This is a genomic window from Nostoc sp. DedQUE08, from assembly GCF_034530895.1.
Classification (GTDB): Bacteria; Cyanobacteriota; Cyanobacteriia; order Cyanobacteriales; family Nostocaceae; genus Nostoc.
Genome location: NZ_JAVRCD010000002.1, coordinates 64,742 through 78,148, shown reverse-complemented (window position 1 = coordinate 78,148; position 13,407 = coordinate 64,742). Strand labels below are relative to the sequence as shown.

The 13,407-nt window shown below is 41.0% G+C and carries 11 protein-coding genes and 1 pseudogene; 5 read left to right on the top strand and 7 right to left on the bottom strand.

The genetic code is table 11. The annotated features are described in order from the left end of the window. Positions 1-406: 406 nt before the first annotated feature. The 7 genes from RMY64_RS01620 to alaS form a co-directional block, all read right to left on the bottom strand. Positions 407-1,036, bottom strand: coding sequence for a ribonuclease H-like domain-containing protein (locus RMY64_RS01620; protein WP_322699127.1), 630 nt, complete (start codon positions 1,034-1,036; stop codon positions 407-409). An 89-nt stretch (positions 1,037-1,125) separates the two neighbouring features. After that, on the bottom strand, positions 1,126-1,674 hold the full coding sequence (locus tag RMY64_RS01615; protein ID WP_322672488.1) for a CAP domain-containing protein: 549 nt from the start codon (positions 1,672-1,674) through the stop codon (positions 1,126-1,128). 627 nt (positions 1,675-2,301) lie between these two features. Then, on the bottom strand, positions 2,302-2,832 hold the full coding sequence (locus RMY64_RS01610; RefSeq protein WP_322699126.1) for a CAP domain-containing protein: 531 nt from the start codon (positions 2,830-2,832) through the stop codon (positions 2,302-2,304). A 434-nt stretch (positions 2,833-3,266) separates the two neighbouring features. Then, complete coding sequence (locus RMY64_RS01605) at positions 3,267-3,548, bottom strand: hypothetical protein (protein ID WP_322672486.1); 282 nt, start codon at positions 3,546-3,548, stop codon at positions 3,267-3,269. Between the two features lie 135 nt (positions 3,549-3,683). Continuing rightward, entirely contained in the window at positions 3,684-4,841 is a 1,158-nt protein-coding gene (locus tag RMY64_RS01600; protein WP_322699125.1) for a class I SAM-dependent methyltransferase, read from the bottom strand. 31 nt (positions 4,842-4,872) lie between these two features. Continuing rightward, entirely contained in the window at positions 4,873-6,108 is a 1,236-nt protein-coding gene (gene trpB, locus RMY64_RS01595) for a tryptophan synthase subunit beta (protein ID WP_322688088.1), read from the bottom strand. A gap of 435 nt (positions 6,109-6,543) precedes the next feature. After that, positions 6,544-9,186, bottom strand: a complete 2,643-nt coding sequence (alaS, locus tag RMY64_RS01590; RefSeq protein ID WP_322699124.1) for an alanine--tRNA ligase — start codon at positions 9,184-9,186, stop codon at positions 6,544-6,546. A 272-nt stretch (positions 9,187-9,458) separates the two neighbouring features. Between alaS and RMY64_RS01585 the strand changes: the two are divergent. From RMY64_RS01585 to RMY64_RS01565, 5 genes and pseudogenes are all read left to right on the top strand, one after another. Continuing rightward, positions 9,459-9,691, top strand: a pseudogene (locus tag RMY64_RS01585) (heavy-metal-associated domain-containing protein). An 886-nt stretch (positions 9,692-10,577) separates the two neighbouring features. Beyond that, positions 10,578-11,603: a diguanylate cyclase gene (locus RMY64_RS01580; protein ID WP_322688086.1), complete on the top strand. Its 1,026-nt coding sequence runs from the start codon at positions 10,578-10,580 to the stop codon at positions 11,601-11,603. 285 nt (positions 11,604-11,888) lie between these two features. Next, positions 11,889-12,470 carry a pentapeptide repeat-containing protein gene (locus RMY64_RS01575; RefSeq protein WP_322699123.1) on the top strand — a complete coding sequence of 194 codons (582 nt, stop codon included), beginning with the start codon at positions 11,889-11,891 and terminating at the stop codon, positions 12,468-12,470. 296 nt (positions 12,471-12,766) lie between these two features. Then, positions 12,767-12,985, top strand: a complete 219-nt coding sequence (locus RMY64_RS01570; protein WP_322672480.1) for a hypothetical protein — start codon at positions 12,767-12,769, stop codon at positions 12,983-12,985. Then, entirely contained in the window at positions 12,978-13,397 is a 420-nt protein-coding gene (locus RMY64_RS01565; RefSeq protein WP_322699122.1) for a hypothetical protein, read from the top strand. The genes RMY64_RS01570 and RMY64_RS01565 overlap by 8 nt, the downstream gene beginning before the upstream one ends. The last annotated feature ends 10 nt before the right edge of the window (positions 13,398-13,407 follow it).

Sequence of the window (13,407 nt, the reverse complement as noted above, 5' to 3'; positions counted from 1 at the left end):
AGTAAGCTCAAGGAAGGCGCTCAAGAGCAAGCAAGTAACCTCAAGGAAGGCATTAGTGAATCTACTTCTAGAGACAGCAATGATTCCAATGTTGGCTCTTAGGTAAAAAATACAGCAGAATTCAGAATTCGGGAGCAAAGCCAAAGACGCTCCGCCAAGGCGTCAGAATCCAAAAGTAAAAGAGGCTTTATATATACCTGGCTTTGAGACTAACCTTTGTGTATTCCACTAACTTGAAATCTGCTGTAATTTAGTATAAGGGTTTGTAGTAAGCACTTTAGTGCCTGGGAAAAAATAACGACTTTAGTACTTACTACGAACCTGCTTATCTATCAATTTCAACTTGACATATAACTAGTAGGAATTGACGATCAATAAAAATTTCTTGTCACTATTCCCTATTCAATTAGTGTTCAAATAGATCCTTGAATTGCAATAAATCTAAGGAAACTATAGTTGGTAGAAACTCAAAACATTCTTGAGCAATTTGCCAACGTTCTTCTCGTTTCAGCATTTGTATTAACTTCTGCTGCACACTAAGTAAATAGCGTACATCGTTGGCAGCATAGCTTAGTTGAGCTTCAGATAAGCTAACGGCGTTACCCCAATCAGAACTTTGAGAGCTTTTATCTAGTTCCACTTGTTCTAACTCTTGTACCACGTCTTTGAGTCCGTGGCGATTTGTGTAAGTACGGGCTAATTTACTGGCAATTTTAGTGCAAAAAATTGGCCGTACCTGAATACCCAGATTGGCTCGCAAAGTGGCCAAGTCAAATCTAGCAAAGTGAAACACTTTCACGACATTGACTGCTTCCAAGAGTTTTTTTAAGTTGGGGGCGTCAGCTTGTCCTTTAGCTATGCGGATTGCAGTTACTTTCCCTTCAAGATTGCACAGCTGGACGAGACACAAGCGATCGCGCAACGGCAGCAATCCCATCGTTTCTGTATCAACTGCGATCGCTGTAGATTCTAAATACTGGCTAAGGGCTGCGTCACTGAGGTCGCGATCGCTCACCTGAAAATCTAGTAATGTCATCAATTGTTCAAAAATAATAGCAGTGTCCAGCAGAAAAAAGTCTTGTCAGACACTACATTATTATTGTGCAAAAAAATCAAAAATTAAATCTACCTAGTGCGAAAAAACATCTGTGTTAGGTAGACTTCGCCTTGATTATTAGTAGCAACGCCAATTCCAGTCAAGTTGTAATTTCCTTTAAGATTCTTTAGGTGTCCGGGACTTTTGATCCAACCAGTAACAGCTTCCTCTACAGGGTTGCTATATCCCCGGTTAAAAGCAACATTTTCTGCTGCACTGTTGTAGCGAATCGGAATAGCTTTGACTCGCCCTTCAAATCCCTGATGGCTAAATGGGGTTTTACCTTTAGCCATATTTTGACTATGAATTCTTGCCTGTCGAGTTAAATTTGCATTTAAAGTCAACTTTGGCAGCCCTTTAGAAGCCCGATATCGATTAATTTGGTCAAATACTGATTTTTCTAGCTCAGTAGTTTTAAAAGTAGGAGTCGATATTGCAACTTGACTAGAAAAAAGCGACAACAGCTTATTACGGGTGGATGTATTCGTAGAAGTATGATTTGGTATCGGAGCAGTCGTTAATCCACTAGCAAGGACAAGCGCACTTAAAGCGATGCCAAAAGCAGTTTGTCGGAACATGGAGAATTGCGTAATGTGTAGAGATATAAGACTTCTACTCTACCCTATTGTTCCAAGGATATATACCACAATACTATTAAGTAATGATGAATTTCGGCAATTTGGCTACATCCTTTACAAGTAACACAAACAATAATTTCCAATTGTCAGTACTTCAATAGGTCAGCTTCATGAAAATCATGGTTAATTTGGCTAATAATTTCAGATTTTCATGAATTATCTAGCAAAAGCTTTACTAACAGGTTAAAGTCTGGGGAATTTACGAAAAAACCTAAACTTTACCAAATCTAACGCTATGTACAATTTTTACTCAAACCTAATCTCCTTGCCTAACAATCAGAAATAGGTAAAATTCAAAGCCTCTCTCTTTTTGCAGGCTATCCATTAGTCACATCTTTCTTTACAATCTTGACACACTCGGTGTGTGGCATACTTGACAAGTTAGCTCTTAATCTTCTCGCTAAAAGTAGGTTTTTATTGAGAATTAACGACGAACGAATCAGGGTTATAAAAAACGTGAGTGAATACTCTCATAAATTTTGAAAAAGATCCGGGTAATGGATAGCTCTTTGCAGGAGAGAGGAATAGAAGTTAGGTCAAACTATTAAGTTGCACATCGCGTCCAACCTATTGGCGAATGAACATTTGTGTGAAGTAGATTGCGCCTTGACTGTTTTTAGCAACACCAATCCCCGTCAGATTATAATTACCTCTGATATTAGCAAGATGCCCTGGACTTTTGAGCCAGCCTTGAACAGCCATTGTGGCAGGATCGCCATATCCCTGGTTGTAAGCGACATTTTCAGCAGCCGATCTGTAAGAAACACCGGTTGCATTAAGACGTTGTGAAAATCCATTATGTCCAAAGGGAACAGTACCATTAGCCATGTTCTTACTGTGAAGCCTAACTTGATTATCCATAGCAGAGTTACGAGTTAGCGCTGGTAGCCCTTGGAAAACTCTGTAGTTATTGATTTGGTTAAAAATCGACTGTTCTAGAGCAGCAATGTCCGTACTAGATGCTGCAATTTGATTAGTATTATTCGATACGTTTGAAGTCACAGGGGTACAAGTTGGATTTGTTACAGAAGTAGCGATTGCTCCACTACTGAGAGCAAGAGTGCCTAAAACAACGCTGTAAACTATTTGTTTGATCATTTGTTTTCAGTAAAGTTTTAGACAATGTAACCAATGAATATCAATGTGACAAATTGCTTATAAGTCTAAATTGCTTTAATTGTGGGCTTTTTTGCTCAAAAACTACTAGCAAACGTTTAACTGCATGATTTAACGCAAATTTACTACTATTTAATCAATATTTGTCTTCTACCATTAGTATGATTCTTTTTATTCAAGATTCCGCATTTAAACTGTTCTATAGTGTAATTACTAGAGTTTTTTGAATTTATTAGTTCTAGATTATGCTTATTCATCTTCATAAATTCAGCTATTTTACTGTACCTAAGTATATTAAATAGCTGATTTATGTGACAAAAACAGTAAAAACCGATTGTGGCAGTTGAATATGCGGAATGTCGCATAAAAAATGGCTGGATTTATTCAGCCATTTTTCTACGTAATTTTAACTAGCTTTATTTCAAGGTTTCTACCTCTTCCTGTATCACACGCAATACCCGTGCAATATATTCTGCACGCCACTGTTCCCGTTCCTTGGTTACTTTGACATCCGGTTCGTAAGCTTCAATTTCACTAGTCGATAAAATACCTTTCACCTCTAGCAATCGTTCGATGGTGTCTAGCCGCTCATGCAGCACGGACACCTCACCAGTCAAGGCCATGACGATCGCTAACAATTTATCAGTTTGCGGATTTTCTAAGTAAACAGGTCGTTTACCCTTGGCTATTTTTGTCATCCTGATACCAATTCTCCAAAAATAAGACTAGACATACAAAATGAGGAAAGCCAGAAAAAATCTGACTTTCCCAATTACAAATTATTGTCTTCGTAGCAGGCCATAGCCTATTACGAATTACAAAATTTTCTCTGCTTACTTAGTTGCAGCAACCACAAACCACGTGCCTTGGGTGGCTGAGTTACGATTTTGAAACATACCATTAGTTTCTTTTGCTTTCCATGCCCCATTCGGGACAAATTTCTCGAATGTCTTATCTGCTGCAAAACCAGCCTCAGTAACTAGCGGCACCAAATCTAAATCGCGTACAGCACTCCAGAAAGGTTCGTTGTTGTTAGCGGTTTCCCAATCATAAATAAACTGTGTATAAACATCCATGTGACGATAAAGGGGTGCTTCTAGATGAATCATCATGCCACCAGGAGCCAGTAGACGATAAGACTCTTGCATAACTTTACGCACAGATGATGGAGGGATTTCATGCAGCAAAATGTGAGAAACCACTAAATCAAATGATTCATCAGGGAAGTTAGTATGTTCGGCATTTTGCTGAGAGAAGTGTACCCGTTTTCCCAAGGCTTCGGCTCTTGCATGAGCATAACGCAGTATAGATGCGCCTATATCTATAGCATGGACTTCTGCATCTGGGAAACCATCGACATAAGGTAATGTGCTATTGCCAATAGAACATCCCATATCGAGGATTTTTCTCGGTCGAAAGTTGGGAAACTCTGCTAAAAGGTAGTTTTGGACTAAAGATAGCCCCATATCATCGTTGAGCGGCCCCAACCAACCTAGTCCATAAACGTAAGCGCCGCGATCGTAGGTTGCACCGGCTGCGACATCATCAGCAGTGAATTCACTGTGATATCCTCCGGGCATACAGTGAATGTCTACAGCCTTTTGATAAGCAGGTATTTGAAAATTTGGGTCGAGGGTTAAAGTACCCAGTTCACCACCCTTATTTTTGGCACGCTCAATCAACTCAGGCAGTTCTCTGTCAACGTTGGCATTTACAGCATCCCATAACATTTCCTGGTTGATGCGCTTCAGGGCACTAGTCCAGCGATAGTAGGGTTCGTGCTGCATTACTTCCCGAATTTCATAACGATTTTCGGGAGGGCGCTGATGTTCTTGTTCAAACTTCGGCTTGGCTAGTTTTTCATAAATTTCTTTATTACCAGGAGTGACATTCTTGAAAATGTGCATTTTCATAGTTTGCACAAAGTTTTGGCGTGCCAACTCGTCGTGAGTAGGTTGCGGTAACATTGGGTGTTGGAATTGTCGATTCATGATTGCTTCCTCCCAAAAATTTGAGCTATATTTACGCTGGATACAATAATTTGGCTACGGTTTGTACATCTTTGTCACCACGTCCAGAGCAGTTAATTACAATCCGAGGACTGCCGGTTAGTTGAGGACAGAGAGTTTCGAGATAAGCGATCGCATGGGCTGTTTCTAATGCCGGGATAATCCCTTCCAATTTCGCTAATCGCTGGAATGCCGCCAAAGCCTCGGCATCCGTCACGCTATAGTATTCAGCGCGACCAATATCTTTCAAATAACTATGTTCTGGCCCCACACCGGGATAATCTAACCCCGCACTAATTGAGTGTGCCTCAATGATTTGCCCATCTTCATCTTGCAGCAGGTAGCTCATTGCTCCGTGCAATACACCAACTCGTCCTTTTGTCAAGGTTGCGGCGTGTTTTTCGGTATTGACACCTTCGCCGGCTGCCTCAACCCCAATGAAGCGTACAGAAGACTCATTAATAAACTCATAAAATAGTCCCATCGCATTGGAACCACCACCCACACAAGCCAAGAGAATATCAGGTAATCCACCCCACTTTTCGATTGCTTGGGCGCGAGTTTCTTCGCCGATTATTGCATGGAAATCACGTACCATCATCGGGTAAGGATGAGGCCCTGCTACCGAACCCAGAATGTAGTGAGTTGTTTCTACATTTGTCACCCAATCGCGGATTGCTTCAGAAGTAGCATCCTTCAAAGTTCCGGTTCCCGCCTCCACCGGACGCACTTCTGCCCCCATCAACCGCATTCTAAACACATTTAAAGCTTGGCGTTCCATGTCCTGAACGCCCATGTAAATTATGCATTCCAGCCCAAAACGAGCGCAAACTGTAGCTGTAGCCACTCCATGTTGTCCAGCACCCGTTTCGGCAATAATCCGTTGCTTACCCATGCGTTTCGCCAACAATACTTGACCAACAGCATTATTGATTTTGTGAGCGCCAGTATGATTTAAATCTTCACGTTTCAAGTAAATTTGTGGCCCGGTGCGATCGGGTCTAGCATAATGAGCAGTCAGGCGTTCAGCAAAATACAATGGTGTCGCACGTCCTACATAGTCTCGTAACAACTGCTGTAGTTCTGCTTGAAAACCAGGGTCATTGCGGTATTGCTGATAAGCTGTTTCTAGTTCAGCAAGCGCAGGCATGAGGGTTTCAGGTACATACTTACCGCCAAAGCGTCCGAAGCGGCCGAGTGTATCTGGAACCTGAGCAGTTGAACTTGGAGATAGGGGAGTGGTAGTCACAGGCTGTTTTTGATGACGGGAATCACTTAATTATAGAAAAGTCTGAAGCATATCTGGGGAATGGGGAATTGGGAATAGGAGAATAATAGTCCTAAAGACTTAGCTTGGTGAAGCTTTGCTTATAGCGTTTCTCGCTTGGATGCAATACAGTTTGACCTCACTTCCATTCCTCTCTCCTAAAAGGAGAGAGGCTTTGAATCTTACTCCCCAACGCTAGTAGGGAAGGGGCTGGGGGTTAGGTCTGTATTTCATACAATTGAGAACCGCTATATTCTCATGCAGAAGATGGGAACGAGAGTAATGCCATTGTTTCGACTAACAATGGCATTGCAGGTCAAAGAACTTGTGAGTAAACTGTAGTTTTCTTCCCGCGTCGGGAATGGGATTAGGTTTCACCCTCTTCTTTTCCAGATGACGCGAAAAGTCAGGAAGAGATTAACCCAAAGCGGACTTTAATTCACTTTCCGCTTGTTGCAATGCATCTGGTAATTTACTTGCATCGCGTCCGCCGGCTTGGGCTAGGTTTGGTCTTCCACCGCCGCCGCCACCGCAAATTTTAGCGATCGCACCCACAAATTTACCAGCTTGCAAACCTTTTTTGTTCACTTCTGGACTAAAAGCTGCAACTATACTCACTTTTCCCTCTTCGGGAACAGAACCGAGTACCACTGCACCGTTACCAATTTTTTGTAATAAACGTTCGGCTGCGGTTTTCAATGATTCTGGATCGACATCTTCTAATTGGGCGACAATAATTTTAGAATCGCCTACAGTTTGGGCTGTTTGTAGCAAGCTGTCTGATTTTGCGATCGCTAGCTGTACCTTTAAGGTTTCTAGTTCCTTCTGGCTATTTCTCAGTTCGCTTTGCAGACTTGTGATTCTGTCTGGTAATTCTTCGGGTTTAACTTTAAAGCGATCGCTCAAATCTTTAACTACTTTATCCCGCAGATTCAGATAATCTAAGATTGCTGGCCCCGAAACAGCTTCAATCCGCCGCACGCCAGAAGCCACGCCAGCTTCCGAGATAATCTTGAAGACGCCGATTTCAGCAGTATTACTTACGTGAGTCCCACCGCATAGTTCCATTGATACGCTAGGAAAGTCAATCACGCGCACTTCCTCACCGTATTTTTCTCCGAACATGGCAACAGCACCCCTAGCTTTCGCCTCGGCTATTGGTAATACTTCCACTTTTGCAGCATGAGCCTCAGCAATCCAAGTGTTCACCTGTTCTTCAACTTGTTGAACTTCCTCTGCTGTCAAAGCGCGGGGACAGTTGAAGTCGAAGCGCAACCTATCAAAGGAAACTAGGGAACCTGCTTGAGATATGCCATCATCAACAATTTTCTTCAACGCCGCTTGCAATAGGTGCGTTGCGGTATGGTTAGCTTGGGCGCGACGGCGACAAGCCGGATCGATTTGGGCTGTAACATTATCGCCTACGCGCAGTGTACCGCGTTCGATACGTCCGAAGTGAACAAAGAAATCAGATTCTTTCTTCACGTCTTCTACCCGAACTACGATACCATCACCAGAGATATAACCGCGATCGCCAATTTGTCCCCCAGATTCACCATAAAATGGCGTTTTGTCAAGCACTACTTGCACCTGTGTCCCCGCTTCTGCTTCCTCTTGAGAAACACCTTCTACCAAAATCGCTTCAACTTTTGCCGTCGCTGCCGATTGGGTATAACCTAAAAACTCGGTGACTTGGATGTGTTCTGCTAATTTATCGAGGGAACCTTGCACAGTTAAATCGATGGTTTCATGTGCTGCTTTGGCACGTTCCACCTGTTTTTGCATTTCGGCATTGAATCCCGCGTCATCTACTGTCAGATTATTTTCCTCGGCAACTTCTTGAGTAAGTTCGAGGGGAAACCCGTAGGTGTCATAAAGGGTAAATGCACTTTCACCACTAATTTGAGTTTCCCCTCGCTGTTTCACCTCTTGAATGATTTCTTCTAGGAGTTTTTCGCCTCTATCCAGAGTTCTGAGGAAATTCGATTCTTCCCGTTGCAACTCAGCTTTAATTGCTGCTTCTCGTTGGCGCACATTGGGGTAAGCTGATTCGGAAAGAGCGATCGCAGTTTCAGCAACTTGGGTAGTAAATTCACCAGAAATCCCAATTAATCGCCCATGACGCACTACCCGCCGAATTAATCGCCGCAGCACATAACCGCGTCCGACATTGGAAGCGCGAATTTCATCAGCGATCATGTGGATGACAGCGCGAATATGATCGCCAATGACTTTTAGGGAAGTTTTGGTTTTTTCATCACTGCTGTGGTAATCAACACCAGCAATTTTTCCTGCTGTTTGGATGATTGGAAAAATCAGGTCAGTTTCGTAGTTATTCGGCACTTTTTGGAGAATTTGCGCCATTCTATCCAAACCCATGCCGGTGTCGATGTTTTTGTTTTGTAGCGGCGTTAAATTGCCTGACGCATCCCGGTTATATTGCATAAACACGAGATTGTAAAACTCGATGAACCGGGAATCGTCTTCTAAATCTATATTTTCGTCACCCCGTTCTGGGTGGAAATCGTAATAAATTTCCGAACAAGGGCCACAAGGCCCAGTCGGCCCGGATACCCAAAAGTTATCATCTTCGCCCAAGCGTTTAATTCTCGCTATCGGCACCCCGATTCGATCGCGCCAAATTCCAAAGGCTTCATCATCATCTTCAAAAACGCTGACTACGAGATTTTGGGGGGAAAAGCCAAAGACTTGCGTGGAGATTTCCCAACCCCAAGCGATCGCTTGTTCTTTAAAATAATCACCAAAGCTGAAATTACCCAGCATCTCAAAAAAGGTGTGATGCCGTTTGGTGCGTCCAACATTCTCAATGTCGTTGGTGCGGATACACTTTTGCGAAGTCGTAGCCCGTTTAAATTCTGGCGTGCGCTGCCCTAAGAATATTGGCTTAAATGGTAGCATCCCCGCGATCGTCAGCAGCACAGTTGGGTCTTCTGGCACGAGGGAGGCACTTGGGAGAATTTGGTGTTCCCGTTGGGCAAAGAAGTCGAGAAATATGTTGCGAATTTCGTTACCGCTTAGGTACTGGGGATTTGAAGACATAGGTGTTTTTAACTTTAGACTTGAGACTTAGGCGTAGCGGCACTAGGTAAGTGTATTTTCATAAATAGCTTTATATATTCTTGCATTTTGTTTCATATTACTGCCAGCGAATTCTGCCATTGGGCGATATATATGCAGTTACTAGGATGCTATTAAGCTACTATCTCACTTTGGCAGGATGTCCATAGGCGTAGCCCGTCGTAAACATCGCATTTCAATGCTTAAAATTAATCATTAAGAAATACTTTAAAAATCCCATACTGAGGTAGCAAATGGCACTAAAACTGAAAGTATCAAATATTGCTTTTGAGGGATGTGCAAAAATAATTACTAGGTTACAGAACCTGAAGTCAAAGTGGATGTCGATATTAACGCTAAAACTGTCACGGTGGAGTCCGAAGCTTCTGAGGAGTCAATCAAACAGGTAATTGTTGCTGCTGGTGGTTACGCTGGAGAAGGTTATCGATCGGATTCCAGCTTTTCACAGAAGAAGTTTAGACTTTAATATCTCAAGCGAGACTAACAAAATTTTTTTATATTTTCTGCCTGTAGAAAGGCGGAATAGAAATAACTTCCCCAAATTAGTAGCAGGTTTTGACATAATTTTTTTATTTAGCTTTGTTTTCTAAATTTATGATGTTACAGCTAATAAAAAAGACGTGAATTAAGTAAATAGGCAAATCTAGATAAAACCTCGGCAGAAATATTTTATTTCTCCTGCTAACGCATTGTTTTTTGGGGACAAAATTTTAATTAAATTATAAATTTTTACCCAACAGCTTCTGTCTTTCTTTCGATGGGAGTTAAGCCCCAAAAAGCTCCTGTACATAGCAGGATATAGTTTTGCGGTGTATATTATATATTATTTTCAACACTTTCTTAATATGCGATCTAACCCTAGCTTATAAATAAAAAAGCTAAAAATTTTTATGGGAAATAATATTTTGAATTGCATAATAGAATTTCGGATTTTATAACTCAATTAAAAATTTTATATTTTCTTTATTTTTTTACTTGAAAATAAATTTATTTACCTAATGCAATGGTTATTACAAACTATTTGTTTCGGTATTTTCATCATGTGAATAGTACTTAAGAACCCACAATTATAGTTTTTATACATTTAAATAATATTCAGTATTTTTACTGTTTTAAAAATAAACTGTAAAGAAGACATTAGTTATTAGAGAGGAATCTTTCCGAAACGGTAGTAGTAAACATAAAGTCTTCAAATGAGATTAAGTTTGGAATTTCACTATCTAATCGATGCTTAAAAAACAAGATGAAAAAATATAATTGAGCCTAAAACATAATATTTAGTATTAGACGACAAAAGCAGTAGTTACCCAAGTGAATTTATTTAAAATTTAAATAGGATAAAAAATAAAGCAATGAATATTTCTATTCTGATCTTTGGAAAAAATAATTTTATCGCCACACTTCCAGATCAGATCCGTTATGCGACTGCTTTTAGTGTAGAAGTTATAGACAATTTGGATCGAGCAGTGGCGCGGATTAAAACAACACCCCCCGATATAATCCTGGTGCAGGCTAGCCTGGATAGTAGTATGGAACTCTGCGGTTGGTTGAAAGATCAAACAAAACTATCGTGGATATATTGTATTCTTTTCGAGGATCGTTCCCAGCAGCTTACCGATCGAAATAAAGGTTGGCATAGGGAATTGGAAATGAGTGCTGCGGCACTAAAGCAAGGAGCCGATGCATATATTTGGCATCTTATTGAAGAAAAAACAGACTATAGCTTGGCAGAGTTGACTGCCAATCATGGACTAATACTTGCTCAATTGACAGTTGGTTTGCGGAAAGCACAAAAATACCGAGATTTGATTCGGACAAATGATATGTTATCTGCGATCGCCTTAGCCGATTCCTTGACAGAATTAAATAATCGTCGTGCTTTAGAATGGGACTTACCAAGGCAAATTCAAAGAGCGAGAACTCAAAAAACTTCCTTGAGCTTGATTATTCTGGATGTAGATCATTTTAAGAAAGTTAACGATACTCATGGGCATTTAATAGGCGATCGCATCTTGCAAATATTATGTCAGCGTTTGCGCCACAATCTGCGCTGCCAAGATACAGCATTCCGCTATGGTGGCGAAGAATTTGTAATTCTTCTAGCTAACACTACCGATGACGAAGCACTATTAGTAGCCCGTCGTCTCAATCGCGTAGTCAGCGACGAACCATTTGCACTCAACAATAAACTGACAATTAATGTCACCATTAGTTTGGGTACAGCCTCTCTGCAAGCTGAGGATGACGAGAAAGGAGAGAGTCTGCTGCATCGTGCCGATCAATGTTTGTTACAGGCTAAAACCTCTGGGCGTAATCGGGTGATTAACTCCAGCTACCTATCTCATCATGGCTCACATTTGAAAGTTGTTTCTTCGTGAAAGTTAAGAACGTCTAATCAGACATTGAGTCATGAACGGCTCAAATTAACAATTTATTTGGGTACTAATCTTACTTTCAAAAGTGCGATCGCCTGAATTAAAGTTTTTATTCATACATTTAATTCTACATAAATATCCTGGTGTTAGTTAGACGGCGTTCTCTGTTTGGGAATACTGAGAATTAAAGATAGTCTAAACAGTGGTGTTGAAGGTGGGGTCGAATAGTGATTGCCACAGGTTGAGTGGGTTATCTTTATATGTGTTGATTAGTGCGGAGGTATATACATGAGGATAACTGCTGAAGAGTTGTTGCAGCGATATACTGCTGGGGAAAGAGATTTTACTGGGGTTGATTTGAGTTGGGCTGACTTGAGTGGTATCAATCTTACTGGAGCTAACTTGAGTTTTGCCAATTTGAGTAGTGCTAATCTCATCAGTTCCAATTTGAGTGGTGCTAATTTGTTTAGAGTCAGGTTGGATAATGCGGAATTGATTGGTGCTAACTTCGCTGGGGCTGATTTGAGAAGAGCCAAGTTGGAAAGTGTTTACGTAAGAGGAAGTGCTAACTTCGCTGGGACTGACTTCAGAGATGCCTCCCTGACTGTTCTTTTCGAGGGCGTTAATCTGACGGGGGCTGACCTCAGTGGTGCTGATTTGTATCGGTCTTGCCTGGAAGATACTATCTTGAGGGATGCTAACCTGACTGGTGCCGATTTAACTAACGTTTCTTTCAGGAATGTTGACTTTACCAATACCAATTTGATGAATGTCACCAATATGAGTTTTGACAGTCATGATACTGTTATTCTCCATAACACCACTATGCCAGACGGCAGTATTATCACTGCTAACCGTTGGAGTGGGTAAGGAGTAAAAATTATTCAGTAAAAATTTGTCAGAAATTTTTGAATCGCTAATTTCTTCTGCCATGAGAGAAGCAGACAATCCAGCAGCAAAGTCATCAGGTATATCGCCTTTCTCATCCCAAAATATTTTTCTGTTTTTTTCAATCTTTTCTTGAATAAATGTATGGTGTCACTCAAAAGAGACTTATGACCTTAACCCTGAACTTGCCACCAGAATTAGAACAGTATCTTGCAAGCATCCCCCAAACTATGCTCTAAAATTTATCTAATTATCTAAATTCATTAAAGCCTTAACTTATGCTTCTTACCGAACTTATACCGCTACTTAAAGAATTATCCCACACTGATAAACTTTTACTAATGCATTTACTGGCAACCGAATTGTTAAAGGAATCAAGTTTAGTCCCATTGGATGCTCAAGACAAAATAGCTAGTCTTGGCTTATATGATTCTTTTGAAGCTGCTGCTGTTTTAGCGAAGGCATTAGCAGAAGAAAAAGCGGCAACACATGGTTGATAAAGTTAGATTTGCATTTACTGAGGTAAATCCAGAACTTGGTGCATTAAGTACGTTGCCTTATCTACCTCTAATTCTTACTTATGAAAATCGTTCAGTAAGTGTATCAGGCTTGCTAGATACTGGTTCTACTGTCAACGTATTGCCCTACGAAATCGGGTTAAGGCTGGGAGCAGTTTGGGAACGTCAAAGACTCTCCGTTCCATTGGGTGGTAATCTGGCTAGGTTTGAGGCGAGGGCATTGGTGTTGATGGCGAATGTTGAACAATTTCCGACAGTAGAGTTAGCTTTTGCTTGGACAAAAGATAGAAATGCCCCATTGATTTTAGGACACATGAATTTCTTTTTAGCGTTTGATGTGTGCTTCTATCGTTCTGAATTAGCGTTTGAAATTAGCTCTAAAATAGCCTGATGGAAATAGT

Excerpts from the sequence above, each read along its gene's own strand:
- RMY64_RS01620 (WP_322699127.1), bottom strand. The coding sequence starts at position 1,036 with ATGACATTACTAGATTTTCAGGTGAGCGATCGCGACCTCAGTGACGCA.
- RMY64_RS01615 (WP_322672488.1), bottom strand. The coding sequence starts at position 1,674 with ATGTTCCGACAAACTGCTTTTGGCATCGCTTTAAGTGCGCTTGTCCTT.
- RMY64_RS01610 (WP_322699126.1), bottom strand. The coding sequence starts at position 2,832 with ATGATCAAACAAATAGTTTACAGCGTTGTTTTAGGCACTCTTGCTCTC.
- RMY64_RS01605 (WP_322672486.1), bottom strand. The coding sequence starts at position 3,548 with ATGACAAAAATAGCCAAGGGTAAACGACCTGTTTACTTAGAAAATCCG.
- RMY64_RS01600 (WP_322699125.1), bottom strand. The coding sequence starts at position 4,841 with ATGAATCGACAATTCCAACACCCAATGTTACCGCAACCTACTCACGAC.
- alaS (WP_322699124.1), bottom strand. The coding sequence starts at position 9,186 with ATGTCTTCAAATCCCCAGTACCTAAGCGGTAACGAAATTCGCAACATA.
- RMY64_RS01580 (WP_322688086.1), top strand. The coding sequence starts at position 10,578 with ATGAATATTTCTATTCTGATCTTTGGAAAAAATAATTTTATCGCCACA.
- RMY64_RS01575 (WP_322699123.1), top strand. The coding sequence starts at position 11,889 with ATGAGGATAACTGCTGAAGAGTTGTTGCAGCGATATACTGCTGGGGAA.
- RMY64_RS01570 (WP_322672480.1), top strand. The coding sequence starts at position 12,767 with ATGCTTCTTACCGAACTTATACCGCTACTTAAAGAATTATCCCACACT.
- RMY64_RS01565 (WP_322699122.1), top strand. The coding sequence starts at position 12,978 with ATGGTTGATAAAGTTAGATTTGCATTTACTGAGGTAAATCCAGAACTT.